Raw genomic sequence first — 26,185 nt, 5'->3', positions numbered from 1 at the left:
CTACTTGAAACTGCAATATGTCTTGACTGGTTGTGGGAAAGTTGCTATAATAAACTAACATATAGTAGTAGGTTTAGTTATGGCATATAGTAATGATGATATTAGAGAGTTGTATCGAAAGATAGCTGCAATTGTAAAATATGATGATAAGGGAATTGCTAGTCTTAAAGATTTGCAAAAGGAACCAAAGTGGAAAGAAGTTAATTTTCAAGATAAGTGTGAAGGAGACAATTTATTAGGAGACTTACTTCTAAAACATGCAACCGAACATAACAACCCACGCGTTAAGGATCTTTTTCTTAGAAATGGGTTCAAGATTCCTCAACAAGAACAGATAACTACAGAGGTAAATGAGGAAAGAGAACCTGATGTAGAAGAAAATGGAGCAGGCAGCAATGCAGCAGATTCTAATAACTCCAGAGGTAGTCAATTTGCTACGTCATACAACAAGATAAAGGAAATTGTAACTAATAACCCTAGTATAACTGCTCAGGAATTTGGTGAGAAGCTTAAAAAAGAGAAAATAGATATAAAAATAACAAACCAGGATGGTTGGACTTTGCTTTATTATGCTGTTCGTTCAGAAGGGCCTAGTATTACCGGCGATCGCAGTATATTCCTAAGGGTTGTTGGATTGCTCACAAATTCAGACATTAAAGTCAATGGTATTCAAGATACGGCTTATACTTTATTAGATCATGCCGCAATAAAAAAACAAGCTGACGTTGTAAAGATACTTTTGAATAGTGGCAAATTTAATGAAGAAGAAAAATTTAACGCTCTGCGTCTTGCTATTGTTCAAGGTAATGTCCAAGAAGTTGGGGTATTTTTAGGTTATGTAAATGATGAAAGCAGACGAGCAGCTGTAGAGTTGGCTATAAATAATAGACAAAAAGAAATTACTCAGGTGCTTTTAAACTTTATTGTACCAGAAACACCTAATGTAGAAAAAAACGGAGCAAAACCTTGCAGCAGTAATGGGAACATTGGTAGTAGACCTGTAAATACACCAAATGGCCAGCTAAATCATAATAACGAAAATAAAACGCCTGTATCAACAAGGACTGACCAAACTGCCACACCAAATAATGATAATAAAGCTAACGGCTTCGTAGATGCTCAATTTTCTGTGCCAAATGAAAAAGAAACTAAATATAAAGAAAGCAAGGAAAATTTTTATACCTCATTAACAAAAGATGTTGTTGGAGTTGTTGTTACAGGGTTATTCATTGCTGCTGCTGTGATGGTTCCATCTGTGGCTGGTGCGGTGGTTTGTGGTGTTATAGCTGCTTTGGTTGCAACATATATCGGATTACATGTAAAAAATTCTACATTACCAAGCTATAGAGAAATGGAAAAAAATAAAGTTGAACACGTGAGTTCAGGTATACAAAAGGGGTGATTTAAGAGAAATCTTTGCCAAGCAGGATGTCATCCCAGTGCCCTGACTACTTGGATCCAGAAAACTTAACTTTAAATAAGTGGCTGCATAATAAAGACTAGATTCCAGTGTCAGCTACTTGGATGACACCTCTCTTGGGCTCTTTTAACCATAAACATTTAAGAAATTTACCAAATGAAAAGAAAGGCAAAAGAAACCCCGGTTAATATCTATTTAAAAACATTGGCGTTTTTTTATGTTTTAAACGTCTAATAACCGCGACTCAGCTGCTTTTAAATGCAACTCACCTTAGTTTAAATGTTTAAGAAATTTACTAAGCAGAAAAAAAGGTAAAAGAAATCCCGTGTTAGCTAGTTGTCACTCTCTAATCCTGCAAATTGGCGTTCTATACTGTCTTAAACGCTTTATAAGCGCGTTTCAGCTTATATAGCTAGAAATGTTGTGAAGACATAAGGTGCGCATAGTACAAAAAATTAAAAATAAGACGCCAATTACGTAATACTGGACTCCTGATATAATGTTGAACATTTTTTTTCTGCATTTCCGCCAGGGCAAGTTCTTGAAATCGAAACACTATATGTATATTATCGTGATCAATTTCAACGCGTTTGACTAATGCTCTAATTATATTAAGCTTAGCCTCCCAATCTGCTTGACCAAGTTCTGATTCAACCACAGAGGTAAAACCTTTTATACTACTTATGATAAAATCTATTTCCCTCTGTAGTTCCTTTTCATCAACCACCTCTTCCTTCTGGTTTCTCATTGCTTTTAACTTCTTCTCTATTTCCTCAGCTTCTAGATCATATTCCTCCTGAGTTATGCGTTCTCGAACATAGACATAATTTAGTCTTTTGATACCTTGTTCTAATTTGCTTATTTCTTTTTCAATCTCATCATTTGGTTGCTTATTTTTATGTTCTAAAAGCATAAGTTGATGTTCTTTTGCAACTTTATCCGTGTCTTTCAATACCTTCTTCATTTCTTCCCATATAACTGGTTCTAGTATCTCCATGCGTATTGATTTGTTGCTACATACTCTAGTCCCGCCAAAACGGCTTGCATCTGTACCAGTACAACGATAGTAGCTCCTTCCTCCCTTAGCGTTTTTTGCTGCATAGTAGGCATATTTGCAACACTGACATACCATTAGTCCTTGTAATAGGTGCCTTCTTCCACTTCGTTGTATTCTTGATCTCTTTCTATTTTCATCAAGTTGTTTTTGTACTATATCGAATAATTCCTCTTCAATTATCCTTGGTATTGTTATTTTTATCCAATTCTCCTCATCAGTACGATAAACAGAATAGTTCCTTTTGCGCACTTTCCATCTTGCCCTCACTGCTTTTCTTATTGGCCCTACCTTCGACTTACCAAATGCCGCTTCTCCTTTGTATGCTTGATTTCTTAATATTCTATGGATTGTACATACGTTCCACACTCCCTTGCGGATGATGATCCCTCGTGTTTCAAGTTGCTTTATTGCTGCAGCTTTTTGCTCTTCAGTTATATTTGTTAACTGTAGCCTTTTATCCTCTCTTAGTTCTTTTGATAATATTTGCTGTTCTGTTTTTTGCTCTGCAGCTTGCATAAAACACCTTATCTTGACAATTAATGCCATTTATATTGAACAATTACATAATGTGCAAACATTTTTTTACATAATTTAATTTGTAGAAAGTTTTGCCTCAAATGCCTTTTAATTGACTCTCTTCTACAGGGTAGTCATAATGTATTATTTAATTAAAGAGAGAGGGTGATTATGGAGCCGCTACATGAAATACTGGAAGTATTAAATAATGATCAAGATTTAAACTCGAATAATATAGTTAAAAAGATAAAGAAAAAACTAGAAGAGAAAAGCAAACTAGATAGTGGATTTGAAGGAGCATTAGCAAAGGAAGAATATAATGTATGGAAAGAAAGTAAGTTTTCATTAGACTGCCAATTTACTACTAATATTGCTAGTTGGCAAGGTACATTACTGCATGTAGCTGCTAAACATGGCCATACGAACATAATAAAAATTCTGATAGAAAGTGGTGCAGATGTTGATGGCAAGCATAGCCATACTCCTTTACATGCAGCTGCTGAAAGTAATCAGCTAGAAGCAGCAAGGATTCTAATAAAAAACGGCGCAAATGTTCATACAAAAGATATCTGGGAATGTACTCCTTTACATTATGCTGCAGTTAGTGGTAGTGAATCTATAATACGGCTTCTCATACAAAATGGTGCAGATCCTTGGGTGAAGGATAAAAATAGTGAAACTCCAGTATATAGCTATGTATACGGGCGTGCATGGCTCCTTTCACCTCTTACTATTACCCACAAATATAAATGTTTGTTGCATAGCTCTTAATGGCATAACTTTTGCTTGAAATAACTGTTTATATGGTGCAATTTACAGCTTTTAGTTGCTAAAATTATAACTCTTAGTTTAATAATTTTAATCCAATAAGCTTTCAGGTTAATAAAATTAAATTATTTGAGTAAATACAATACTATGTTTTTATTTGTGGGTAATAGTAAGCTTTCACCTGGGTCTGGTGATGGGTGTTTAGCACAATTTGAAAAAGCACGCAATGGAGGCCTCTTTGTTCGTTATTCAACACTGTTACTAGGCGCTGTAGCAGCAATAACACTTTTCACAACTGGCAATATTACACCAGATGCACCACGTATAATAGGCGCAGCAGCTTTAGTTACAGTAGCAGCACTTGCAGCTGGTCGTATTACATATGAAGCGTTTAAACCCAGTACTAAAATGGCAAAAGTAGAATATGAGCGTTTTGTAGCAGCACAGTAATCACCACAGTAGTCTATTTCTAAATAAAAAAAACTGTTACATTATATCTCATATTATGGTAAGCCTAGCATTAGGTGGTTCATATGAGGTAAAAATGAAAAACATTATCATCGCAGGCTCTGGTCCTGTTGGTTCATCTGTCCATCTCAGCCATAATTCTTGCACTTTTTTCCGAAACTCTGCATCTTTAGCTTTTGATTGCGGTTTTATTCCTGTTCCAACGCAATTACTCACTATCGTATCGATTATGTTTGCTGCATAGGAGTTCTTTCTTACCATATCACGAGACCGACTGCGTAAGTGTTCAAGGCTTTGGGAAAGTAAGCTATTTATACTTCCTGACTCTGGTTGAAAGTGCAATAATCTCCTTCCTGAACCTCCATGCTGAACCTTTAGACTTTGGTGGTTTGCGGAATAATTGCTTGAATGATTTTAGTAGCATTACTTTTCCTTATCTGAAACTTTCGATAATTCAGCTTCTAACTCTTCTATTGTTGGCAAAGCTGTTTTGATGTTTTCTGGTAGATTTTCAGTTATTCGATATTCCGCTAATCCTATTGGTTTATTTATGTCTTTGAGTGTATATTTAGCAAGTACATCGTCTTTAGATTTACATAAGATTAACCCTATAGAAGGTTGATCTGTCGAGTGCTTCAGTAAATCGTCAACTGCGGAAAGATAAAAATTCATTTTACCTGCATACTCTGGTTTAAAATCTTTATCTTTTAGTTCAATTACTATGAAGCAACGTAACTTTAAATGATAGAATAATAAATCAATATAAAAGTCTTTATTACCAACATCTAAATGAAATTGTCTACCAACAAATGCAAATCCCTCACCGAGTTCTAACAGAAATTTTTCCATATGCCCTACAAGTCCCTTTTCTACTTCTCTTTCGTGAGCATCCTTACCTATACTTAAAAAATCAAAAATATATGGATCTTTTAATGTGTAATGTGCTAGATCGGATTGTGGAGATGGTAATTTTTCTTCAAAGTTAGTAATAGCTTTCCCTTGACGTTTATGTAGACCAAGCTCTATCTGCATCACCATAATGTTACGTGACCAGCCATGTTCAATAGCTTCTTTTATGTAGAATAGCCTCGCTTCTTTGTCCTGAACTAAGTCCATTAGAAATACATTATGTCCCCACGGCAATTGGGCAACAAGTTGTTGCACAAATTCAATATCTTGATACTCCACTACAAATTGACGCATATATTTCAAGTTTCTCGTGCTAAAACCTTTCATTTCCGGGAATTCAGCCTTTAAGTCTCTACTTAACTGCTCAATTACTTTAGATCCCCAACTCTGACTCTTTTGTTTTTCTAGAATCCGCGTTCCAATATAATGATAAAGCAGTAGCAGTTCTTTATTTACTGTTCTTGCTGCCTTATAACGACTAATAGCAATATGTTCTTTCAACTGCTCTAAAAATTCTGTATATTCTTTTCCTATAATTTTTGTCATAGTGTTCCTTTCAACGATTTTTATCATTATATGATCCCTTTATTCGTTGCAATAACAATCTTTCTCTTCGGCTTCACACCTGCAACTTTTAACTCTGCTTTGATTCGTTGCCTGAGCTCCAATAAATCCTTTATTTGAACTTCCCCGTACCGAACTACATGGTCACCATATGCAATTGAGACAACCCTTTCCCCGCTTTGCAGCTTCTTTATCGCTTCTTCAACTTGGGCTAAATATTCACTGCTGTACATTCTTCTCACCCAGCCATCTACTCTTTCTTACCTTTTTAGGCTTTTTAGTTTTTTCACCTACTAAACTCTCCCATTTACTCTCTGGCCATCTATCAATCCCCAGGGCAATAGACGCAGCTCTTGCGTAAACTCTGCAATCTAGTACTTCATTTCGGTCTCTTATCTTTTGCCACTCTTGTTTGGTATATCCTTTTACTACCTTGGTAATTAGTTGCTCTGCGGTTAGCTGTTTAAAATACTCAGGTGTATACTCTGGAAAATGACAATACCCCGGCGCCCCTTCTGTTAAAACATTAAGTAGCTGAAAAAGCTCTGACTTTAATATCGATACCCCAACTGGCCACAGCTTCATTCCTCTCTTTAGCTTTTGTCCGCTAACTGTTACATCAACTCTACTTGGGCTGCTAAGTGGCACTAGCGCTTTGTTTGCCCCTTTCACTGCCATTACTCTCCCAGAGCCCTGGTGACCTCTTACCCAGTTGTATACCTCTTGTGTTGCATACCCAGCATCTACCGCCATCATGCTTATCATGTATTCAAGACCATTTTCACCGATAAAATGATGATTTAATAATTCCGAAAGTTTTCCCCATACTTCTTCTCCTCCCGGATCTCCTTCAAATACTTGGTAGTCTATTGACCAACTTTCTCGATTTCTTCCCCATGCTACAATTTCTGCCTCTAAACGATCTTTTTGTACATCAACCCCTGCCGTTAACACTACTTTGCCACACTTGCATTGCCTTTACCGGTGATAAAACGTTTTATCGTCTTGACAGGTACACCTTGATAAGGTATATGATGCTTTTCACACCAAGCAGCTAAAACAGCAAAGAAACCACCATAACAATGCGCAGCATCAGTTCCAAGGTGTCTCCTTACCTCCTCAAAGTACACTGTAGAAATGTCTTTCAAGGAATTAAGCCAATTACTAAAACTTAAAAAGCACATGCCACCTCCGCTGAAACGGCTAGAGTGAAAACTCTCACTGCCACTTTGGATTACTCCATCTGTAAGAATTGCCCAGCCGGTTTGCTTGCCGAGGTCGAGTGTTAGGATTGACATAACTGGAAATTTTCATCTAGAGACAGCAAATATATGCATGTAATATATATACGTAAATTCTCAGAAATTCGTCCAAAAAATGTGAAAAAAAGTTAAAATAATTTTAAGGCAGCTAATTACGTTTTTTACAACAGAAGTCTTCGCTATTTGAGTTGTTTCCATTTTGGAAATAACTGTTTATCGGGATTTTAAAGAGGTTACATGGGTTTTTGATAAAGGTGCTATCTCTCTATCCAAATCACTAATAACGCTATAACAATCCTCTAAAACGTTTTAAAGAATTGGGTTGCAGTAGAGACAATTGAAATGGGCTATGTAAAACTGTATCTTTTTGGTTTTAATTTCAAGAGCCTCCCTTCAGAAAGCCCTATATCTCTGCTTTTTTTGACTACTACAAAAGAAGCTTTTCTGTTGGAGACATAAATTTTGATCTTTGTCTCTATTTTGAACTATTGAGCGGTAGTTATCTGGTTCTTTACATTAAATAACTCAGATATATTATAGTGCATTTTTTATATTAACTAAATCTCTTAACCGGTCATTGTTAAATTCTGTAATCCAACTCTCGCCACTACTTATAGTTAGGTTTGCCAATTCCTTCTTGCTTTGAATCATCTCATCAATACGCTCTTCAAATGTACCTGTTGAAAGTAGCCTGTACACTATAACATTACGTTCTTGCCCGATACGATAGGCCCGATCTGTTGCTTGTGCTTCCACTGCTGGGTTCCACCATAAGTCATAATGTATTACATGATTTGCTGCTGTTAAATTAAGTCCTGTTCCTCCAGCTTTTAAAGACACTATAAGAATGTTGGACTGGAATAAGTTTTGAAAGTCATTAACCATTTCGTCTCGTGCTTTACGGGACAGTCCTCCATGTAAAAATGGCACTTTTGATTCAAACCTTTCTTCAAGCAATTTAGATATAATTTCACCCATTTCAGTGTATTGAGTAAATATCAATGATTTTTCTGCAACTTCACCAATACTAATCAATATTTCCTCAAGCATCTGCATTTTACCGGATTGTTCAATACTCGCACGCTTTTTCTTGCCAAACTGTGATGGATGGTTACAAATTTGCTTTAAAGCATTGATAAGTTTAAAGATTAGTCCCTTACGTTCAATTCCTTCACTTTTTTCTATTTTTCCCATATTCGCATCAACAACTTCTTGGTAAAGAGCCGCTTGCTCTGGAGTGAGAAAACAATAACAATTACTCTCAATTTTATCTGGTAAATCCTGAATGGCTTTGTTGCATCGCTACTTATGAAAGGCTAACTATAGCTAGGATTATAAGCAACCTATTGAAAATCTTGTTTTTTTGCAATCAATCTGATCAAATTTAAGAATAGTAATTTATTATTTATATTAATAAACTTAATTCTATTGAAAATAGCTAAAGCATTGAAATTCTTGAATTTTAGCCGGATTAGTGAGTGGTAGTGAAATTTCTTTTACTCAAATTTAGGTATTCACTGACCGTTCTTGTTATAAATACCAGAATAATAAGCTACTGATATTCTCCATCTTTTTTATCTTTAATCCATCATAGCTAGCGATGCAACAAAGCCATCCTGAATAATGCTTTTATCGCTCTTAAGTTTACGTAACATAAAAGGGCTAGTTATTTTCATGAACCTTTCTAGGCAAGATTTATCTCTCTCTTTCTCAATTGGTATTGCAAAGTTGGTCTTAAACTGGGTAGCACTACCTAGGTAAGATTTATTGGTAAAATCAAAAATACTCCAATACTCTAGCAGTCTATTCTCAACAGGTGTACCACTCATAGCTATTCTACATTTTGCTTTTATAGCTTTAATTGCTCTGGTTTGGTCAGCGTCACGGTTCTTAATATTTTGTGCTTCATCAATTACGAGCAAAAACCATCCAACTTTGTCAAGTTCTCTCTTATCGCTACGTGCAATACCATAAGATGTTAGAGCCACATCATAATCACTTGCTAATTCTCGATTTTGTCCGTGATAGATGAAAAGCTTTAATTCTGGTGCAAAACGTTCCATCTCTCGTTGCCAATTACTTAATATGCTTGTTGGAGCTACTATCAAAACTCTATCCCGATTTAAAAATCCTGCATTTTTACAATATAGAATAGCTGCAATAACTTGTATAGTCTTACCAAGACCCATATCATCAGCAATTATGCTACCAAACCCACTTTCTATGTTCTGTACAAGCCAGCTAAATCCGCGTTCTTGATATGGGCGCAATTGTGCTGTCAGATTGTTTGGCGTAGTTACAGGTGTATAAGTGTTAAGTTTTTTAAACAAGCTTGTAAGCTGCTGGTCAAATGCTACTTTAGTTTCATCCAACTCACCTGTTAAAACAGCTTGCACGAGTTCTGCTCGATTGAGAGAATTAGGTAGCTTATCAAAGTTTCTTTAGTAAACCTCCTACTTGTTTGTCATCTAGAAGTACATACTGATCCATAATACGCACAAGTTTACGAGAGTTTTTTAGTAGCCTCTTAAACTCTGAAATACTAAACTTCTTATCACCTATTGCTACTCTCCAATCAAACTTTAATATGTCCTCAAACATCATGAAGATTTCGTGATTATCATCATCTTCTTCTTTTATTTCATCTTTAGTAGACAAGTTAAGACTTAATTGCGGTTTGAAGACTTTTTGCAAGGATTCTGGTAAAACAGCTACAATGCCAATCGTTCTTAATATCGGCAAAGTGTCTGTAAACACTGATGAGAAACGATCTAAGTATAGAAATAATGTACGATTACTGTTGATTGATTTTTCTAATTCTGGTATATGCTCAAGCAAAAATGCAAGGTCAGATAAAATACTCAGTCTTAATTCTTTATTTTGATTAGGAAGTGCCTTATCTAATTTCATCGGTGGCTCTGTACCGTCCAGAGATATCTGTACGTCAAGTTCAAATCTGTCGTAATGATCCCGTATAATTAAATGAAATTTGTATGGTTTACCTGCTAAGTAAAGGTGTGACAACCAGACATTAATTATTTGCGATTTTTCTTTGTCGATTAGTCCATGAAACTTTTGATACTTGCCAGTGAAAAACAGTCTAAAGATGTTCACATATTTATATTCATCAAGTGATACAGGAAAATTGTTTGTTATATATCCTAAAAGGATGAGAGAAGTAGCAACATTTACCTGTTCCTCTGGTTCTATAGCACGTCCCTTGTACTGCACCAATAGAGGCGGACAAATAGATGATATCTTGCTATGAATTTCCTTAACTGATTCATTAAACAACGCAGGAATCCATCTCATTATAATTTCTTCTCTTTTGTTTTGTAATACTTGTGGTATTGACTCCTGCAACAATGTTGCAATAAACTTTGGTCCGCTTTTCCACTGTGTGTGAAAGAGTCTGGCAGCTCTTTTACTCGAAACACGATATGCACGTCTTCATGGTTAATCTCAATTCGCTTAACTAATGTTCTAATGATATCACGTCTAGTTAGCCAATCTGCGTTATCAAGACTTGAGTTAACGCTAGAAGAAAACTCTTCTAAAGTAGTCACCACTAGAGTTAAGTCTTGTTCAAGTCTTTTTTGATCAAATATCTTTTTCTTTTGCTCTCCGATCATTTGTAAGGTTTGTTTCATTGCTTTAATTCTTGGTTTAAACTCTTCTTCATTGATGTATCCTTGAGTATAGCCATCAATAAGCCTTGCAATGCCACAGTTTAATTGATCTTCTTTTTTCTCAAGAAAGTCACTTTTTTGATCTAATGGTGATTTTTTAATCTCTGAAAGTCTACGCTTGTATTCTTCTAATATCCGAGTAGGATTTTTCAATAGGTATTTTACCTCTTCCCATACAGCCACGTCTAATACATCTGTACGAATCATTCTATTATTACACATTTTATTGCCACCAAAGTGACCTCGCTCCGTACCAGTACAACGATAATATGTTCGACGAGCGCTAGAGCAAGTGCTAATACCATGATATCCATAATGACAAAGCTGACATACTGTTAAACCTTGCAACAAGTAATTTGCTCCCATTCGTCTTCTCCTAGCTATTCTTTTATTTTCAGTTAGCTGTTCTTGAACTATATCAAATAAATCTTCGTTTATAATATTAGGTACAGGAATATAAATCCAATTTTCTTTATCAGTACGAAAAGTAGAATAATTGTCTTTCGGTTGCTCACAAGAGCGTTTCTGTGGTCTTACGTGTTTTAATTTTACTCCTAGCTTTTTTTTACCGAATGCTGCTTGTCCTTTATAAGCAGGATTTTGTAATAGACGACAGACTACACTCCTATCCCAATACCTTTTTCCTGTTCGTGTTACGATGGACATAGCTCTTAATCTATGACATACTTCTCCAATGCTTACTCTTCCCCTTCCCACCCAAAAAAACATTTTACGAATGACTTCAGCTTCCTCTTCATTAATTTCAAAAAAGGCTTGTCCTCCTCCTATATGCTTATTTATATAACGATAGCCATAAGGAGCTCCACTCATTACATTTATACTGCCTTTATTGGCTGCGTGAATCTTGCCTCTACGACTTCGTTCCATAATTTTTGCACGTTCATATTCTGCTATCATACCCTGTATTTGTAATAGTAATTGAGATTCTGGATTATCGTCAATTTGACAATTCAAGAAAACTGTTTCTACACCCAATTTCTTAAATTCATCAACTAATAACATTTGATGTACATATTTGCGAGCCAAACGATCAGGAGAATGAATATAAACCTTATTAATATTACCTTCTGCTATTTGATCTCTTAATTTTTCTAAACTAGGACGTATTATATCAGAGCCACTATAACCATTATCAATAAATTTATATTCACTTAGTAATTTATGTCCATCAGCACTAATCTTATTCTCTATAGCAGTAATTTGGCTTGCTATTGTATCTCCTTGCACTTGTTTTCCTGAAGAAACTCTCGCGTACAGACTAACAGTTATCATTGCTCCCCCTTAAATTGATTCTATTGTTACATTCAAAAATTTTCTCCTTTTGGCTCCCATTTACTTGTTTATTTAATGCTAGTTTTTTATATGCATCTAATAAGTACAATTCTGCTAACCGATTAGGTTCATAACTATAGCTAACACGAACAGTCAGTTTCTTTTTTCCCATGAGCTTTCCTTGAAAATATATAAATATGTTCATATATCACTCATCGAAACAGATGGTCAGTTGATCGTTGGTTCTATAAGTGAAAACAACTCCTCGTTCTTTGAGTAGAAGCTGCCGGGAAATTATTTTTTTTAGTTTTATGTTTGTTGCAACATTGTTGCAGGGGTATTTACTGGAAAACTTTCAAAAATGGAAAGAAATGAAGCGCAAGCACTAATGGAATCTTTAGGCGCAATTGTGAGTTCAAATGTATCGCCTAAAACGGACTTCTTGGTTGTCGGTGAAAAACCTGGTCAAAGTATAAAAAAGCTTTAGAACTAGGTGTTAAAATTTTAACTGAGAAAGAATGGCTTTTTCATCATAAAAGAAACACTTAGACCAGTTCAGAATGGCCTTTATATGTATAACTTCAATTTTGGGGGCATAACTACTTAATTTCATCGCCAGGTTAGTCTCTTACACCAAAAATAAGTGTTTTTAGAGCTCTTTATAGCTCATGAATTCATTTGCAGGGGTTTTTAGGCGCTTTATGAGGGGGTTATAAAAAGATCTACAAAAGGACCTCTAAGGTGCGTAGTAGTATTCTAAAGCCATCTATGGGAGACATTTTTTTCATCAACGCATTCAAAACTTAAAAAAATAAACTAAAAATAAAGAAGTTGAATATTTTTTCAGAATTATGTATAATTATTAATGCTTTTTAGGTACCCTTGCTATGGCTCTTTCGAAGTTTCTCGATCCAAAGAATGATGTCGCATTTCGCCGTATCTTTGGTACTGAAAAAAATAAAGGTATCCTTATTCACTTCCTCAATGATATTCTGGGTTTTGCTGGCAAAAATGCAATACAGGATATAGAGTTTTTAAGTACTATTCAAGACCCTGATATCGCCGCTAAAAAGCAAAGTATTGTTGATGTTCTCTGTAGAGATTCTACAGGTGCTCAATACATTTGCGAGATGGTGCGACCTGAAAGTCTTCGGTCATATTGTTTAAAGGGAGAGGAATTCCTTCAGAAAGAAACTGAAAGAATTCTAAAACTTATTAAACCAGATGTTTTGCCATCTGAGTCTACGCATCAGTGCGAATCGGGTAACCGGTTGGTGCCGAGCGATGCGGACAATGAACCTCCTCTTGAAAAAAGAAGATGCGTAATCGTAAGAGGAGCATAAACTACAAGCATCATGTGGTTGGAGGGCTAGGCTAGTGGTATGGTGAACGTAAGTGAAGCTTCGTAAGTATCGTAAAAATTGAAGAGCTAAAGATGCTGATAAGCTCTGACCAAAAGGTAATGTGGATAAGTTACATTTTTCATCTCTAGATGTACGCAAATAATAACTCCACCGGTATAGAGAAGTCACCTAACCCACTGTTGTATGACAGAAGGAACAGGGTAAGCCTGTATTTCCGCCTATATGGCAAGCAAACCGCAAGGAACGCTGATGAAAATGCAGGTAAAGGAAAATGGAGAAAGCGAATGCCATTTTGTAACGAAATGGATAGAATTTGTAACATTAATTCGCGTGAAAACGAGCAGACTTCCATTTGGTCCCTCGTGACAAGAAACTTTGTCAACCACTTAAGGTAGGAAAGCAGATGATTACAAGTAAAACTGTAAGTGCACCTACCAACAGCTCCGAAGCATGGAACCAGTTGCCATGGAAGAAATGCCAAAAGGTTGTTATGAGGCTACAAAGGCGTATTGTTAAGGCTGTTCAAGAAGGAAGATGGAGTAAGGTAAAATCTTTACAACATCTCTTAACACGCTCTTTTAGTGGAAAAGCTTTAGCCATTAAAAGAGTAACTGAAAACCAAGGAAAAACACAGCAGGTGTAGATCGTCAACTATGGTCAACTTACAATGCTAAATTTCAAGGAATAAAGCAGTTAAAACAAAGAGGGTATAAACCTTCTCCGCTAAAACGAATTTATATCAGTAAATCTAATGGCAAAAGAAGACCTCTTGGAATACCCACGATAAAAGATAGAGCCTATTACAAAAGGGTTCGATTTTCTCGGTTGTAATGTACGTAGATACAGCAAGAAATTAATTATTACGCCTTCGAAGGAAAGTGTTAAGAGGTTTCTTAAAAAAGCGCGTGCATTAATAAAAGCAAATATAGGTAGTTCACAAGCTGTAGTAATTAAATCACTCAATCCTCTACTAAGAGGATGGGGAAACTATTACCGTCATGTGTGTGCTAAAAAAGCGTTTAGTAAGATCGACAATGAAATTTGGCATAGTTTATGGAAATGGGCAAAGAAAAGACATCCCCGTAAAGGGTTACGTTGGATAAAGAATCGCTACTTCAAAGTAACGAATATCGTCAATTGGTCTTTGCTACTTCTGTATGCAAGAACAAACCAAAGGAAATAAGGTTTATGAGCTTACTCAAACTAAGCGATATTCCTATTAGACGTCATATTAAAATCAGGGCGGATGCAAATCCACTTGACTTAAAATGGAAAAAGTATTTTGATAAAAGAGTGAAACGAACAAGAATGTTAGCAAGCTCTTTCTCAAGAGAAGGTTCTCTACTGTTAGTGTCACCACTAAAGATGCTGTTTTCCGAGGAATCATGAAAGACAAGCCGGTTCGAGAAAAGAAGAACTTAGATAAGGGGCTCAAGCGCAGTGCTGGGAAACCTGCATGCTGCGTTTCTAAGGGAGGGAGTAGTAGTAATACTACTTCCTTACCTAACCAGGTCGCTAAAACTAAAGGCTTTGAAAAACGCGCTCAATACTATGCAGCTAAAGCTTATTCAAGACAAGCTGATAAGGGCGATCAATACCATAACCTTAAGGAAATTATCTTCATTGCTATAGCAGATTGTGTACTGTTTCCTAATAAATCTGAGTACAAATCAAAGCATACTATTCGAGATGAAGACACTAATGAACACGATCTAAAAGATTTTTATTTTATATTTATTGAATTGCCAAAATTTCCGAAAACAAAAGAAGATCAGTTAGAAAATATAGTTGAAAAATGGATATACTTCTTTAAATATGCAGATGAGACTAGTGAAGAAGAGCTGGAAAAAATAATAGGTAGTGATGTAATAATTAAAAAGGCCTATGAAGAGCTAAATAGATTCAATTGGTCAGAGAAAGAATTTATTGCCTACGAACAGGAAATAAAACGTATTCTTGATGAACAGGCTGTCCTCGCTCAAAAACTCGATGATGCTACTGAAAAAGGCATAAAAATCGGACATGAAAAAGGCAGAGCGGAAGGTAGGGAAGAGGGCAGAAAAGATAGGGATATTGAAGTCGCAAAAAACCTACTTAAGGCTGGCGTTTCCATTGATACCATCTCCCAAGCGACCGGTCTTCCTAAAGCTGAAATAAAACAACTTCAGGAAGAAAATACTTTTTAACCATTTTTGTTAAGCTCTTCACAAAAGAGGGATTTCATAGCCCTAAAACATGCTTTATGCCTTTAACTACTGATGTATCGCTTAAGAAGGTATCAGGCTTTTTAGATGGCTCCATTGCAACTACTTTCCTTGAAACACTAGATGTTGGCTGATCTGCAGTCTGCTTTTGTTGTAGAAATACAGTTTCCTTTTTAGCTAAAAACTCTTCTAGATGGCTTTTCACATGAACTAGAAACTCACCAGTTTGTTCAAACTCTGGACAAGCTTCTTTTGCAGATGAGTATAAGGTTTTTGATATTTCAGAGAATTTACCACTTCTTATTTGCCCGGCCACCTTTAAGAATACTTCTACAGGATTAAATTTTAGATTTGTAACTGGTATTCCTGACTCAATAGCAGCACCCTCTAATGCTTGTTCAAATTCTTTTGCAATAGGTAATGCATAAATTTGCGCTTCCTGTTCAGAAATACTCCTTATATCGTTAGAAATATACTTTTGGCCTGTAACTTTTCTTATAAATACATCTAATAAAAGAAGTGTACCATTTGTATCAATACCTTGAGCTGTAATAGCTTTAGAAGGTTGGGAATGCTTCATATCTATAGCTGGCTTAAAAGGAGAAGAGATAAACTGAGGAGGCCAACATTCATGCTCAAGCCCAGAATGGTGCAACACCTTTGCACTTTGCTGCTTCTTATGGTCACTTAGATACAGCCAAGTTTCTTGTGGAAAAAGGGGCTAATATTAATGTTGAAGATAATTATAAAAATACCCCTATGGGTTTAGCTATTGCACAAAACAAGCAAGATATTATAGAATTTTTTAATGTACTATTACCTACTCCTAACTCTAGTCTTGAAGGAGTTTCTACCTGTAGTGGCAATACTAGGTTGCAGAAGTGATTTTTGGGAGCTATTCAAAACCTCATACGCTCAAGGTAAGGAGAAATAGCAGGGAAATAAATATTGAGTTAATAATTTAGAGATTATTCTTAAGAAATTATTTTCTTGATGATTATGATTTTTTGAATATACACTTTTATGTTGGATTCAAAGAAGACTCAACAATTAGCTGTTCTACATCTTCCACTTTCTCGAGCTTGGTGTTGGGGTTTATGATATTGTACAGCGCAAAGCTCATACACACCAATCCAACTACTCCCACAGCTACTGCTACTGTGACATCGATTTTCAAAACATAAAATACAACACCGCTCACCAATAACGCTGTGCCAACAATACCTGCTACGATTGCCTGTCTTTGCCGTGTTGAGGGTCACAGTGTTGCCAGATCCACTACATGGCTCAGCGAAAGATGGGCTGTCAGCTCTATCAACGGAAGTTGGCTCTACAGTAGTTGAATCATTTTGCACTTCTTCGCTGCTTTCACATATAGGTTGAAGATCTTCACTATTTATATTACATAATTTAGTGTCAGTTTCTGTAGCTTTATCAATTACGTGAGTAGCATCTTTATGCTCTATATTTATTACACTATATTTACATACTTCATGCACTTCCTTACTATTTTCATCTTTAGCTGTAGTAGTTTTGGCTGTTACAACAGTGGGCTTCTGGGTTGCTCTCTTATTAAAAAGTTCTCCGGAGAATTTTAAGATTTCTTCTACAGCCTCACTATTTTTACGCGCTTCAGCATAGGTAAATGGGGTGTAAGTCATTTCCTCGCCATTTGAATGTTTTATCGTTATTCTTTTTTTGACAATCTCTTTCAAGATACCATTTTCCTCAGAGATCTTTAACACTGCTCTAATCATGTCATTGTCTCTACGTGATATAGCATCTGTAAGTATTGTATGAATTTCTTCCCGACCATCTGAATGTTTTGTGGTCATCTCTTCATTCAGAACTTCCTTTAATAGTTTTTGTTTTTTGGCTTCTTCTAAAAGATCTTTTACAGCTTGATTATTTTTATGACTTATAGCATAATGTAGTAGTGATAATGTCTCCTCTCTACCCTGATACTTGTAAGTTATTTTTGCTAAAAGAATCGTGCTTACGTTATAGCTGGATTTTTTAAATATTCCATTTCTGAACCTTCCAGCAATACCTTTCCCTTCCTCTATTTCTCTTGCTAGCTTTTGAATATTCTTTCCATCTTTATTTGTTAACTCATATATATCACATACTAATGTCAGTTTTGACGTTTTCATAATGTTTTTCCCCTATTAAGATTTATTGATTTAGTTGTAGTAGTTGCAGTTGCTCGCTCCATAAATTTGGTGCTCTTTTTCAATCAAAGGTGTCTTGCTGCTTGAAATGTTTTCCTTGTAAAAATTTAGCTTATCTTTTACATTGAAACAGCATTAAGACGATTTGCCTTTTTTTGGATGTAGAAATTTTCTAGGAATTGTCTTCTTGAGTTCTATGGTATTTTGTTTAACATTGAAACAAGAGTCCGTTGTCGTTTAATCTGCACAGATTGAAGATAAATGAATACCTTCAATACCATGATAAGGGGGGCTGGCGGAGTTTGTCAAGTAGGTTTTTTCGTCTCTATTCCCAATAAAAGTTCGTTATTGGTTATGCAGGAAGTCTAATACTGTCGTAAAAGGAAGTTTTCTTGTGCGTGTGAAACTTTTTTTCCAACAAAATGGATCTTCTGAAAAGTTTTCGAGTATATTGTATTTTTAATTTGTAAAATAAGATTTTTCCCTTTTTGCATGTTTCACCTAAAAAGGACACATTTTAGACTTCTTTGTTGGAATAAAACAGAAACAAAAGTGCTGTTTATTGCAGCTTTTGGGTAATTTAATGGTAAAAATTTTAGAGAGAAATTTTACACACAATCGCAGACATTTTTCCTTAAGTTGACGCCATTGAGTGAACGGTTACCTTAATTAGAAGTCTAGCTTTAACTTTAAATGGACTACTCAACCGTGACAGACTTAGCTAAATTTCTTGGACAATCGGCATCTAACCCTTTTTTTGCTGCAGTATAGTAAGCAAGGAATTGCATAGCAACACTATAGATGATAGGAGAGATAAAATTATCAGTGTCTGGAAGTTGCACCACATCTGCGCAAACTCCCCTTAGGAATGGCGCTCCTTGCTTATCACTGAAGGCAATTACTTTGCCTTTTCTTGCAATAATCTCTTGTATATTAGATAGCGTTTTAAAGAATAAACTATCATAAGGGATAATTGCTATAACAAGCACAGTAGAGTCTATTAAAGCAATAGAACCGTGCTTCATTTCTCCCGCTGCAATACCAATTGTATTGATGTATGAAAGCTCTTTTATCTTCAATGCACCTTCCATTGCAACTCCGTATGAACTTCCTCTGCCAATTAAAATAACGTTATTGTGCTCTAATATACTACCTGATATATGTTGTATTTGCATCACATTCAAAACGTGCTCAACATACTCGGGGATAGAATTGATAGCACTGCTTAGCTGTTTTATTCTCTCTCCACCCAGTATACCTTTTATTTTTCCAAGCTCCACGGCAAAGCATGCTAAAGTTGCAAGTTGCGCAGAAAAGGTTTTTGTTGAAGCAACACCAATTTCTGGCCCAGCAAGAGTATGTAACACAATATCTGAGATCTTTTCAATGCTGCTGTTAAATGTGTTAGTTATACTAATGATTGTTTGCTTCTGTGATTTCGCATAACGCAGCGCTTCTATGGTATCTGCAGTTTCGCCAGATTGAGAGATGAATAACCCAATGCTGCCTTCTTCTAGCTTGACGTTGCTATACCTAAATTCTGATGAGATTTCTAGATATACTCGAACTTGAGCGACACTTTCCAGCCAATATTTTGCTATTAGCCCGGCAAAATAAGATGACCCGCATCCAACTATAGTAATGTAACTCCGCTCAGAAAACAATTTTTTGTTGACCTCTTTATATTGCTTGTAAAATTGATTTATTGTTTTGTTTAATGCACGCGGTTGCTCAAAAATCTCTTTTAACATGAAGCTAGGATACCCATTTTTGCTAATTAGAAAATCACTTGGACTACTATTTTCTATACTACGTTTAACTTGTGTACCATTGTTGTATATACTAACTCCACTAGATTTTATCACTGCAATGTCACCATCTTCCAAATACGATATTCTTTCCACAAATGCACTTAAAGCATTAGAGTCAGATGCAGCAAACACTGTGTTACAGTTATAGCCTATTGCTAAAGGCAAATTTCTCTTCGCAACAAATAAGGCATCTGGATATTCTGCAAATAATAAGACCAAGGCAAATGAGCCATGTAAGTTGTTTAAACACTTAAATAGAGAATCAACTGGCGACAATCCTTCATCAAGATATAAGGTTAGCATATTTGGTATGATCTCTGTGTCAGTATCAGTATGGAATAACATTCCCCTTTCTTCTAGACCCTTTTTTAGCAGATTGTAATTCTCAATTATGCCGTTATGAGCAACAACAACATTATTTGTATGAATGGGATGAGCATTTTTAAGGCCTGGAACTCCATGTGTAGCCCAGCGAGTATGTGCTATACCAACTGTACTGTGAGACATCTTGCTTTCATCAACAACTTCATACAATCTTTTAACTTTACCTTCTGATTTTTTGACTTCTATCTCGCCTTCGTTATTTATGATTGCTATACCTGAGGAATCATATCCCCTATATTCCAATTTTTGCAACCCAGTTAGTAAAGTTGGTATTACTGAATCACCGCTACTTACTACACCAAATATTCCGCACACAAATGGATCAACAAATGAACTTTCTTTTAAAGTTATGCAGCATTTTTGCCTTTATCATCTTTTCCCTTTTTACTTTCCTCTGGTGGTTGATTTTTATTCTTTTTATCACTCTTTTCGATTTTGCCTTTTTCAATTGGTTTAGCTGCCACTTTTTGAGTTTCTTTGTTTAAAACTTCAGATATAGCGGACTTTAGGACTTTCACCTCAACTTTTGGTGCTATTTCTATTATAAATTGTGCATTTGCCTCATCAACTTTATTAACTTCACCTATTATCCCGCCAGAAGTAATGACTGTATCACCATGTTTTATTTGATCTATAATTTTTCTATGTTCTTTTAGTTTTTTGTGGTTTGGGCGAATAATAAGAAAATAAAATACCACAAATATTAAAATCAATGGAATAAAACTAGCAAAAGATGCGCCGATACTTGATGCATTGCTAGTTGCATCTGCTGCAAAAACTTCAGAAATGAGCATATTTAATCCTAATTGTTAATGATAAAAACAAACCTATTTAAGTATTAATTACAATACCATGCCATGTCAAGTCTGGTGAAAACGTTTCTAAATACCGGCAATAATATTGCGGATTTTAGATTATGCTAAAACCACTATGGCGGGAGTGATGAGACTTGAACTCACGACCTCATGCGTGACAGGCATGCGCTCTAACCAACTGAGCTACACCCCCCCTAATTTCTTTTTAGCGTTTTCAGGCTTCGACTTTAAAGCTAATAAACATGTTGCCCTTTGTCAATATTTTTTGTTTGCGCTTTGCTGTCTTTTCTATCACTATGTAAATAATTTAATTTCACACATGGCTTGTACAAGTAGTCCCATTAGGGTTATGCCATGGAAGATAAACTATTTGGAGGAATGATATATGACAAATTTGCCTGAAGTCACTGTGCGTGATTTAGCCGAATCTGGTGTACATTTTGGTCACAAAATTAGTCGCTGGAACGCAAAAATGGCTCCATACATATATGGAGTGCATCAAGAAAATCGTATACATATAATTGACTTGCGAAAAACATTACCATTGCTACAGGTGGCCATGAAGGCTTTATATGACGTTGCATCTCAAGGTGGTCGCATTCTATTTGTTGGTACAAAGTTTCAAGCTTTTGATATTATTGCAAGTGAAGCGATTCGTTGTGGTCAATATTATGTGAATCATCGATGGCTTGGTGGTATGCTTACTAATTGGGGCACTGTTTCTTCTTCGATAAAAACCTTGATACAATATGAGGAAATATTAAATGACGAGGATAGCATTTTAACAAAGAAAGAATTGGGGAACATTGAAAAGAAAAAGCAAAAGCTTGATAAGGCGCTTGGTGGTATTAGAGAAATGGGAGCAATTCCTGATATCTTATTCATCATTGATACTAATAAAGAGCATATTGCGGTTAAGGAGGCTAAAAAGTTAGGAATTCCAATAGTTGCAATACTTGATACTAATTCTGATCCAGATGATATTACTTATCTAATACCTGGAAATGATGACTCAAGAAAATCAATAGAGCTCTATTGTAAATTAGCTACCGACTCTATATTAGCTGGAATAGAGTCTAGTCTAGCAAGATCTGGAGTTAAGATTGATAATATAAAAGGTGATGAGTTTATTCAAGAAAAAGAAGATAGTATTGTGCAAACTAAAAGGAAACGTAGTAAAGTTTACAAAGAAGAAGAAGGGGAGGTAGTAACAAATGAAGATGAATCCAGATAATATAAGGGAATTACGTGATAGGACAGGGCTTGGCTTAAGTGACTGTAAAAAAGCATTAGAAGAATGTGATGGTGACATCAAGAAAGCCGTTGATAAGTTGCGTACAATAGGTCTTGCTAAAGCTGACAAAAAATCTGATAGAGTAGCTTCAGATGGGCTCGTTGCTATGTGTTTGACTGAAAATTATGGTGCATTGGTTGAACTCAATTGCGAAACCGATTTTGTTGCAAGGAATGAGAAATTTATAGAGTTAGTTTCAAATTTAGCATCAATTGCTCATCAAGAACGCTGTATCAGCGTTGATGAGTTAAAAAATGCCAAGTATGAAAGCATTGGCACAGTGCAGGAAGCTATTATGAATGGTACGTCAGTTCTTGGTGAAAAGTTAGAGTTGAGCAAGCTTTGTTACCTAGAGACTAAGGATGGAGTTGTTGCTGGTTATGTACACGGTGATGTACGTGGTTTAGGTAAAACTGGCGCTTTAGTTGCATTGCAATCACCCGGTGATAAGGCAAAGTTACAGGAAATTGGAAAACAAATAGCGATGCACATAGTTGCTATGAAGCCTGAAGCTTTGTCTATAGATGATTTAGATCAAATGAAGTTGAAAAATGAACGTTCTATAATTGAAGAGCAAGTAAGGAGCTTAAATAAACCTGAAGAAGTAGCAAAAAAAATAGTAGATGGACGAATGGCTAAGTACTATGAAGAAGTTGTTTTACTAGAACAAAAGTTCATAAAAGATGATAAAATGAAGGTTTCTGATTTTATAAAATCAAGCGAGGTGAGTGCTATTAAATTATCTGATTACAAGTTACTTGTTTTGGGCAGTGCAAACTAAATGGCAAGAAATGTCTTCCTTAGCAGATAAAGTAAAATACTCTAGAGTGTTATTGAAGATCTCTGGTGAAGCTTTGATGGGGTCACAGTCTTTTGGCCATGATATGGGAATAATAAGCCAATTATGCAAAGATATAGCTGATGTTAACAGGCTTGGAGTTCAGGTATGTATTGTTGTTGGTGGTGGTAATATCTTTCGTGGCGCATCTGCGTCTTTAAGTGGCTGTGAAAGAGCAAGCAGTGATTATATTGGAATGCTTGCAACTATAATCAATGCTTTAATTTTACAAAACTTTTTAGAAAAAAATTTAGTAGCTTCTAGGGTATTATCTGCAATACCCATGGCCACTGTATGTGAACCTTACATAAGAAGGAAAGCTATTCGTCATTTAGAAAAAGGTAGAGTGGTAATTTTTGCAGCAGGCACAGGCAACCCATTTTTTACTACAGATACAGCTGCAGCCTTACGTGCTGTTGAAATGAATTGTGATGTTATTCTAAAGGGTACACAAGTAAATGGTGTATACTCCGCTGATCCGAAAAAAAATGAGGATGCTGTAATGTATGATAGGCTTTCTTACACGGATTTATTGACTCGTGATTTAAAAGTTATGGATGCATCAGCAATTTCACTTGCTCGTGAGAATTCTATTCCAATTATAGTTTTTTCTTTGAAGGGAGAAAAAATAGTCAATATTATTAAGGGTCAAGGTACTTATACTATAGTTTCAGATTGTAAACAGTAGGTAATTTATGTTAAATGAAATAAAAGCTAAAACAAAAGAAAGAATGCTAAAAACTATTCAGTCCTTTCATGATGATATTAAAGGCGTACGCACTGGTAGAGCTAGCGCATCGTTGCTTGATGGTATAGTTGTAAATATCTATGGTGGACATCAAAAGTTAAATCAGGTTGCAGGCGTTTCAGTTATAGATAACAAAACCCTATCAATTAAAGTTTGGGATATTAATGTTGTAGGTGAAGTGAAAAATGCTATATTAAATGCCAACTTGAATTTAAATCCTGTTGTTGAGGGCAATACCATACGTATAGCTCTTCCGGATTTAACACAAGAAACCCGTGAAAAATTAGTAAAATTATTGCATCAGTTTTCTGAAAATGCGCGGATTGCCATCAGAAATATACGCAGAGATGTTATGGAAGAAATAGAGAAAATGAAGGGAAATAAGGAGATCTCAGAAGATGATTTTCATGGTGCTAAGAAGGAAATACAAAATATTACTGATGATAATATAAAAAAGATTGATGGTGAATTGTCCATCAAAGAAAAGGATATATTGCATCACTAAGGTAATATGAAAGAAACCTTCAGTAGTGAAAAAGAAAAAATTATATGCAAAGGTGTCATGGAGGTAGTCGACACACAACTGTATGAACGTTGCAATATTGCACAGTATTATACAGTAAATGATGTCATTCCAGTGTCCTCTTTTTTGTCATCCCAGTGCCTTTTTTCCCTGTCATCCCAGTGCGTAACACTGGGATACATCTTATTTTCATCATGGACATTATATGCTCTAAGAATCTGTTATCCATTTCCCTCTTTCCTGTCATCCCAGTGCGTGACACTGGGATACATCTTATTTTCATCATGGACATTATATGCCCCAAGAATCTGTTGTTCATTGCATAATTTGCAAATATTTTTATACTTAGATCCCAGTGTCACGCACTGGGATGACAGGAAAAAGGGCTACTGGGATGACACCTTTCAAGTAGAGATTGCTACTAAATCACTATTTTTGTACAGTGATATGTTAAGCACTCAGATGATATCGGGTGGTTTAGGTGAACTTTAAATGTTGAATCAAGAATCTTTACCGAAACATTTAGCAATTATTATGGATGGTAATGGTAGATGGGCGAACAATCAAGGAAAGGTAAAAATTGATGGTTATAAAAAGGGCAGTGAAGTTGCATACGATATTGCCAAGTATTGTACGGACCTAAGCATACCCTACTTAACTTTGTATGCATTCTCTATGGAGAATTGGCTTAGACCCAAAAACGAAACTGACTGTCTATTTGATTTATTTTACTCCGTTTTAACTAATGAAGATAAAGTCAATTTCATTTGCAACTGTAACATTAAGTTGAATTTTATTGGCAATTTAAGTCTGTTATCCAGTAAAATATTGGATCAAATTAAAAAAGCAGAAGAAATGACACATAAGAACGATGGTTTATTACTCACTGTGGCAGTCAGTTACGGAGCAAAGCAAGAAATTACACAAGCTATAAGCAATATTATAAAAGAAAATATTGCTTATGTATCAGAAGAGGAATTTGAAAAATTTCTGTATACTAAAGATCTGCCAAAATTGGATTTATTAATTCGCACTGGCGGCGAAAAAAGATTAAGCAACTTTTTATTATGGCAAGCAGCTTATGCTGAATTGTATTTTTGTGATACTTTATGGCCTGATTTTTCTTGTCAAGATTTGAGTAAAGCATTAGAAGATTATACAAAAAGAGAGAAAAAATATGGTAGATAATAATTTTATAATTAGAATGTTGTCCTCAATAGTAATATTATTCATATTTTCCTTTGCTACATATTTCAGTGATTTATCGTTTTACCTATTGATTTTTTCAATAGCAGTTTTATCTTCTTTTGAATGGTATAATCTAACCCAAGGAAACAAAATTTTATATGTTTTCGCATTATTATTGATTGCACTACCAAGCGCCTCATTAATATATTTATATAACCTACCACAGGGAAAATACGCATTAGTATGGTTCGTCTTAACCATTTGGGGAATTGACATTACTGCCTACCTATTTGGTAAGAATTTTGGTGGAGCTAAAATTTGCCCAATTCTTAGCCCTGGAAAAACTTGGACAGGACTTCTTGGTGCGATTTTAGCTGGAGTAGTGTGCACAATTTTTGGATCAATATTTTTTGGTCTATTTTCAATTTTTTATTCTCCAATCATTGGCCTTGCAATCGCTATTCTAGCGCAACTTGGCGATTTCACTGAGTCGCTTGTTAAAAGAGCTTACGGTGTTAAAGATAGTGGAAGTATGATACCTGGCCATGGAGGAGTGCTCGATCGTATGGATAGTTTCATTTTTACTGCCCCTCTTCTTGCTATTTACATAAGCTAAGTCTGCAGAAGAAACAAAGTGCCATTAGAGGTCATCCCTAGTCAGCTCCCCAACCGCTTCTACAGTACAGTCATGGACAAACGTCTTTTCACAATAAGGGCAGGCTATTTCCTCTTCTTCTCCCATATCTAAATATATTAATGGATGGCCGGAACCCTCATTATTCTCATCACCATGACAACAAACTTTTCTATTATTAACCCTCACTTTTGACATGCTACTCCTTTAGCTTATAACATTTTATATATTGAATATACCCATTCAGAAATAAAAAACAACAAGC

At 35.6% G+C, this 26,185-nt stretch carries 30 protein-coding genes, 1 tRNA gene and 6 pseudogenes; 17 read left to right on the top strand and 20 right to left on the bottom strand.

Annotated features, from left to right (window positions below; translation table 11 throughout):
• Positions 1 to 79: 79 nt before the first annotated feature.
• Complete coding sequence (locus ABWU38_RS05275; protein ID WP_353272614.1) at positions 80 to 1,402, top strand: ankyrin repeat domain-containing protein; 1,323 nt, start codon at positions 80 to 82, stop codon at positions 1,400 to 1,402.
• Positions 1,403 to 1,832: 430 nt separating this feature from the next.
• Here the strand turns inward: ABWU38_RS05275 and ABWU38_RS05270 are convergent, their stop codons facing one another.
• Positions 1,833 to 2,591: a recombinase zinc beta ribbon domain-containing protein gene (locus ABWU38_RS05270; RefSeq protein WP_410542163.1), complete on the bottom strand. Its 759-nt coding sequence runs from the start codon at positions 2,589 to 2,591 to the stop codon at positions 1,833 to 1,835.
• A 27-nt stretch (positions 2,592 to 2,618) separates the two neighbouring features.
• Positions 2,619 to 2,915: pseudogene (locus ABWU38_RS08420) on the bottom strand (recombinase family protein); the annotation flags it as partial.
• 249 nt (positions 2,916 to 3,164) lie between these two features.
• Here ABWU38_RS08420 and ABWU38_RS05265 point away from each other — a divergent pair.
• Positions 3,165 to 3,764: an ankyrin repeat domain-containing protein gene (locus ABWU38_RS05265; protein WP_264688273.1), complete on the top strand. Its 600-nt coding sequence runs from the start codon at positions 3,165 to 3,167 to the stop codon at positions 3,762 to 3,764.
• 126 nt (positions 3,765 to 3,890) lie between these two features.
• The gene (locus tag ABWU38_RS05260) at positions 3,891 to 4,211 is read left to right on the top strand and encodes a hypothetical protein (RefSeq protein ID WP_353272612.1); all 321 of its coding nucleotides are present in this window, start codon (positions 3,891 to 3,893) and stop codon (positions 4,209 to 4,211) included.
• 132 nt (positions 4,212 to 4,343) lie between these two features.
• On the opposite strand, the pseudogene ABWU38_RS05255 reads toward ABWU38_RS05260, so the two are convergent.
• From ABWU38_RS05255 to ABWU38_RS05210, 10 genes and pseudogenes are all read right to left on the bottom strand, one after another.
• Positions 4,344 to 4,653, bottom strand: a pseudogene (locus ABWU38_RS05255) (phage portal protein); the annotation flags it as partial.
• Entirely contained in the window at positions 4,653 to 5,684 is a 1,032-nt protein-coding gene (locus ABWU38_RS05250) for a YhcG family protein (protein ID WP_353272611.1), read from the bottom strand. The pseudogene ABWU38_RS05255 and the gene ABWU38_RS05250, both read right to left, overlap by 1 nt.
• A 26-nt stretch (positions 5,685 to 5,710) precedes the next feature.
• A complete protein-coding gene (locus tag ABWU38_RS05245; protein WP_253309098.1) occupies positions 5,711 to 5,935 on the bottom strand; it encodes a gpW family protein in 225 nt (74 codons plus the stop codon).
• Positions 5,922 to 6,662, bottom strand: a pseudogene (locus ABWU38_RS05240) (terminase gpA endonuclease subunit); the annotation flags it as partial. The pseudogene ABWU38_RS05240 and the gene ABWU38_RS05245, both read right to left, overlap by 14 nt.
• A 5-nt stretch (positions 6,663 to 6,667) precedes the next feature.
• Positions 6,668 to 7,000 (bottom strand): annotated as a pseudogene (locus tag ABWU38_RS05235) (Holliday junction resolvase); the annotation flags it as partial.
• A 498-nt stretch (positions 7,001 to 7,498) separates the two neighbouring features.
• Positions 7,499 to 8,251 carry a DEAD/DEAH box helicase gene (locus tag ABWU38_RS05230; protein WP_353272833.1) on the bottom strand — a complete coding sequence of 251 codons (753 nt, stop codon included), beginning with the start codon at positions 8,249 to 8,251 and terminating at the stop codon, positions 7,499 to 7,501.
• Positions 8,252 to 8,544: 293 nt separating this feature from the next.
• Complete coding sequence (locus ABWU38_RS05225; RefSeq protein ID WP_353272610.1) at positions 8,545 to 9,360, bottom strand: SNF2-related protein; 816 nt, start codon at positions 9,358 to 9,360, stop codon at positions 8,545 to 8,547.
• Between the two features lie 34 nt (positions 9,361 to 9,394).
• Complete coding sequence (locus tag ABWU38_RS05220; protein ID WP_353272609.1) at positions 9,395 to 10,327, bottom strand: SNF2 helicase-associated domain-containing protein; 933 nt, start codon at positions 10,325 to 10,327, stop codon at positions 9,395 to 9,397.
• Positions 10,276 to 11,946: a recombinase family protein gene (locus ABWU38_RS05215; protein WP_353272608.1), complete on the bottom strand. Its 1,671-nt coding sequence runs from the start codon at positions 11,944 to 11,946 to the stop codon at positions 10,276 to 10,278. Before ABWU38_RS05215 ends, ABWU38_RS05220 begins: the two co-directional genes overlap by 52 nt.
• A complete protein-coding gene (locus ABWU38_RS05210) occupies positions 11,933 to 12,151 on the bottom strand; it encodes a hypothetical protein (protein ID WP_341819653.1) in 219 nt (72 codons plus the stop codon). The genes ABWU38_RS05215 and ABWU38_RS05210 overlap by 14 nt, the downstream gene beginning before the upstream one ends.
• Before the next feature lie 156 nt (positions 12,152 to 12,307).
• On the opposite strand from ABWU38_RS05210, the gene ABWU38_RS05205 reads away from it, so the two are divergent.
• The 7 genes and pseudogenes from ABWU38_RS05205 (at position 12,308) to ABWU38_RS05175 (ending at position 15,496) form a co-directional block, all read left to right on the top strand.
• A complete protein-coding gene (locus ABWU38_RS05205; protein ID WP_410542156.1) occupies positions 12,308 to 12,433 on the top strand; it encodes a BRCT domain-containing protein in 126 nt (41 codons plus the stop codon).
• A 400-nt stretch (positions 12,434 to 12,833) separates the two neighbouring features.
• Positions 12,834 to 13,079 (top strand): annotated as a pseudogene (locus ABWU38_RS05200) (PD-(D/E)XK nuclease family transposase); the annotation flags it as partial.
• A 359-nt stretch (positions 13,080 to 13,438) separates the two neighbouring features.
• Positions 13,439 to 13,705 (top strand): hypothetical protein, encoded by a 267-nt coding sequence (locus ABWU38_RS05195; RefSeq protein ID WP_265017506.1) that lies wholly within the window; start codon positions 13,439 to 13,441, stop codon positions 13,703 to 13,705.
• Positions 13,706 to 13,713: 8 nt separating this feature from the next.
• Positions 13,714 to 13,953 carry a reverse transcriptase N-terminal domain-containing protein gene (locus ABWU38_RS05190; RefSeq protein ID WP_253309103.1) on the top strand — a complete coding sequence of 80 codons (240 nt, stop codon included), beginning with the start codon at positions 13,714 to 13,716 and terminating at the stop codon, positions 13,951 to 13,953.
• A 147-nt stretch (positions 13,954 to 14,100) separates the two neighbouring features.
• Positions 14,101 to 14,493: a group II intron maturase-specific domain-containing protein gene (locus tag ABWU38_RS05185; protein WP_353272831.1), complete on the top strand. Its 393-nt coding sequence runs from the start codon at positions 14,101 to 14,103 to the stop codon at positions 14,491 to 14,493.
• Positions 14,406 to 14,699: a hypothetical protein gene (locus tag ABWU38_RS05180; RefSeq protein WP_353272607.1), complete on the top strand. Its 294-nt coding sequence runs from the start codon at positions 14,406 to 14,408 to the stop codon at positions 14,697 to 14,699. Before ABWU38_RS05185 ends, ABWU38_RS05180 begins: the two co-directional genes overlap by 88 nt.
• A complete protein-coding gene (locus tag ABWU38_RS05175) occupies positions 14,696 to 15,496 on the top strand; it encodes an Rpn family recombination-promoting nuclease/putative transposase (RefSeq protein WP_353272606.1) in 801 nt (266 codons plus the stop codon). Before ABWU38_RS05180 ends, ABWU38_RS05175 begins: the two co-directional genes overlap by 4 nt.
• A gap of 34 nt (positions 15,497 to 15,530) precedes the next feature.
• On the opposite strand, the gene ABWU38_RS05170 is transcribed toward ABWU38_RS05175, so the two are convergent.
• Complete coding sequence (locus ABWU38_RS05170) at positions 15,531 to 16,172, bottom strand: latrotoxin-related protein (RefSeq protein ID WP_265016784.1); 642 nt, start codon at positions 16,170 to 16,172, stop codon at positions 15,531 to 15,533.
• A gap of 2 nt (positions 16,173 to 16,174) precedes the next feature.
• Here ABWU38_RS05170 and ABWU38_RS05165 point away from each other — a divergent pair, with 2 nt between their 5' ends.
• The gene (locus ABWU38_RS05165; protein ID WP_253309672.1) at positions 16,175 to 16,399 is read left to right on the top strand and encodes an ankyrin repeat domain-containing protein; all 225 of its coding nucleotides are present in this window, start codon (positions 16,175 to 16,177) and stop codon (positions 16,397 to 16,399) included.
• 158 nt (positions 16,400 to 16,557) lie between these two features.
• Here ABWU38_RS05165 and ABWU38_RS05160 read toward each other — a convergent pair whose 3' ends face one another.
• The 5 genes and pseudogenes from ABWU38_RS05160 to ABWU38_RS05145 form a co-directional block, all read right to left on the bottom strand.
• Positions 16,558 to 17,667, bottom strand: coding sequence for a hypothetical protein (locus tag ABWU38_RS05160; protein WP_353272605.1), 1,110 nt, complete (start codon positions 17,665 to 17,667; stop codon positions 16,558 to 16,560).
• Positions 17,668 to 18,042: 375 nt separating this feature from the next.
• Positions 18,043 to 18,179: pseudogene (locus ABWU38_RS08415) on the bottom strand (IS4 family transposase); the annotation flags it as partial.
• A 204-nt stretch (positions 18,180 to 18,383) separates the two neighbouring features.
• The gene (glmS, locus tag ABWU38_RS05155) at positions 18,384 to 20,195 is read right to left on the bottom strand and encodes a glutamine--fructose-6-phosphate transaminase (isomerizing) (RefSeq protein ID WP_253309670.1); all 1,812 of its coding nucleotides are present in this window, start codon (positions 20,193 to 20,195) and stop codon (positions 18,384 to 18,386) included.
• Between the two features lie 32 nt (positions 20,196 to 20,227).
• Positions 20,228 to 20,674, bottom strand: coding sequence for a preprotein translocase subunit YajC (gene yajC, locus ABWU38_RS05150; protein WP_353272604.1), 447 nt, complete (start codon positions 20,672 to 20,674; stop codon positions 20,228 to 20,230).
• A gap of 137 nt (positions 20,675 to 20,811) precedes the next feature.
• Positions 20,812 to 20,888 (bottom strand) — tRNA-Asp (locus ABWU38_RS05145).
• Between the two features lie 192 nt (positions 20,889 to 21,080).
• On the opposite strand from ABWU38_RS05145, the gene rpsB reads away from it, so the two are divergent.
• From rpsB to frr, 4 genes are read left to right on the top strand one after another with little or no spacing between them, the layout of a single operon-like run.
• The gene (gene rpsB, locus ABWU38_RS05140; RefSeq protein WP_353272603.1) at positions 21,081 to 21,929 is read left to right on the top strand and encodes a 30S ribosomal protein S2; all 849 of its coding nucleotides are present in this window, start codon (positions 21,081 to 21,083) and stop codon (positions 21,927 to 21,929) included.
• The gene (gene tsf / locus ABWU38_RS05135) at positions 21,910 to 22,770 is read left to right on the top strand and encodes a translation elongation factor Ts (RefSeq protein ID WP_264732175.1); all 861 of its coding nucleotides are present in this window, start codon (positions 21,910 to 21,912) and stop codon (positions 22,768 to 22,770) included. Before rpsB ends, tsf begins: the two co-directional genes overlap by 20 nt.
• 10 nt (positions 22,771 to 22,780) lie before the next feature.
• Positions 22,781 to 23,515 carry a UMP kinase gene (pyrH, locus tag ABWU38_RS05130; protein ID WP_182182811.1) on the top strand — a complete coding sequence of 245 codons (735 nt, stop codon included), beginning with the start codon at positions 22,781 to 22,783 and terminating at the stop codon, positions 23,513 to 23,515.
• Between the two features lie 7 nt (positions 23,516 to 23,522).
• Positions 23,523 to 24,080: a ribosome recycling factor gene (frr, locus tag ABWU38_RS05125; RefSeq protein ID WP_164224746.1), complete on the top strand. Its 558-nt coding sequence runs from the start codon at positions 23,523 to 23,525 to the stop codon at positions 24,078 to 24,080.
• A 124-nt stretch (positions 24,081 to 24,204) separates the two neighbouring features.
• Here the strand turns inward: frr and ABWU38_RS05120 are convergent, their stop codons facing one another.
• Entirely contained in the window at positions 24,205 to 24,417 is a 213-nt protein-coding gene (locus ABWU38_RS05120; protein ID WP_265016780.1) for a hypothetical protein, read from the bottom strand.
• Positions 24,418 to 24,590: 173 nt separating this feature from the next.
• Between ABWU38_RS05120 and uppS the strand changes: the two genes are divergently transcribed.
• Both uppS and ABWU38_RS05110 read left to right on the top strand, forming a co-directional pair.
• The gene (uppS, locus tag ABWU38_RS05115; RefSeq protein ID WP_353272602.1) at positions 24,591 to 25,286 is read left to right on the top strand and encodes a polyprenyl diphosphate synthase; all 696 of its coding nucleotides are present in this window, start codon (positions 24,591 to 24,593) and stop codon (positions 25,284 to 25,286) included.
• Positions 25,276 to 25,902 carry a phosphatidate cytidylyltransferase gene (locus tag ABWU38_RS05110; protein ID WP_253309667.1) on the top strand — a complete coding sequence of 209 codons (627 nt, stop codon included), beginning with the start codon at positions 25,276 to 25,278 and terminating at the stop codon, positions 25,900 to 25,902. The genes uppS and ABWU38_RS05110 overlap by 11 nt, the downstream gene beginning before the upstream one ends.
• Before the next feature lie 24 nt (positions 25,903 to 25,926).
• On the opposite strand, the gene ABWU38_RS05105 is transcribed toward ABWU38_RS05110, so the two are convergent.
• Positions 25,927 to 26,118 (bottom strand): zinc-finger domain-containing protein, encoded by a 192-nt coding sequence (locus tag ABWU38_RS05105; RefSeq protein ID WP_253309666.1) that lies wholly within the window; start codon positions 26,116 to 26,118, stop codon positions 25,927 to 25,929.
• Between the last annotated feature and the right edge of the window lie 67 nt (positions 26,119 to 26,185).

This window comes from Wolbachia endosymbiont (group A) of Urophora cardui (genome assembly GCF_964028435.1).
Classification (GTDB): domain Bacteria; phylum Pseudomonadota; class Alphaproteobacteria; order Rickettsiales; family Anaplasmataceae; genus Wolbachia.
Note: the sequence above shows the minus strand (reverse complement) of the source record. Positions and strands in the feature narration are given on the sequence as shown.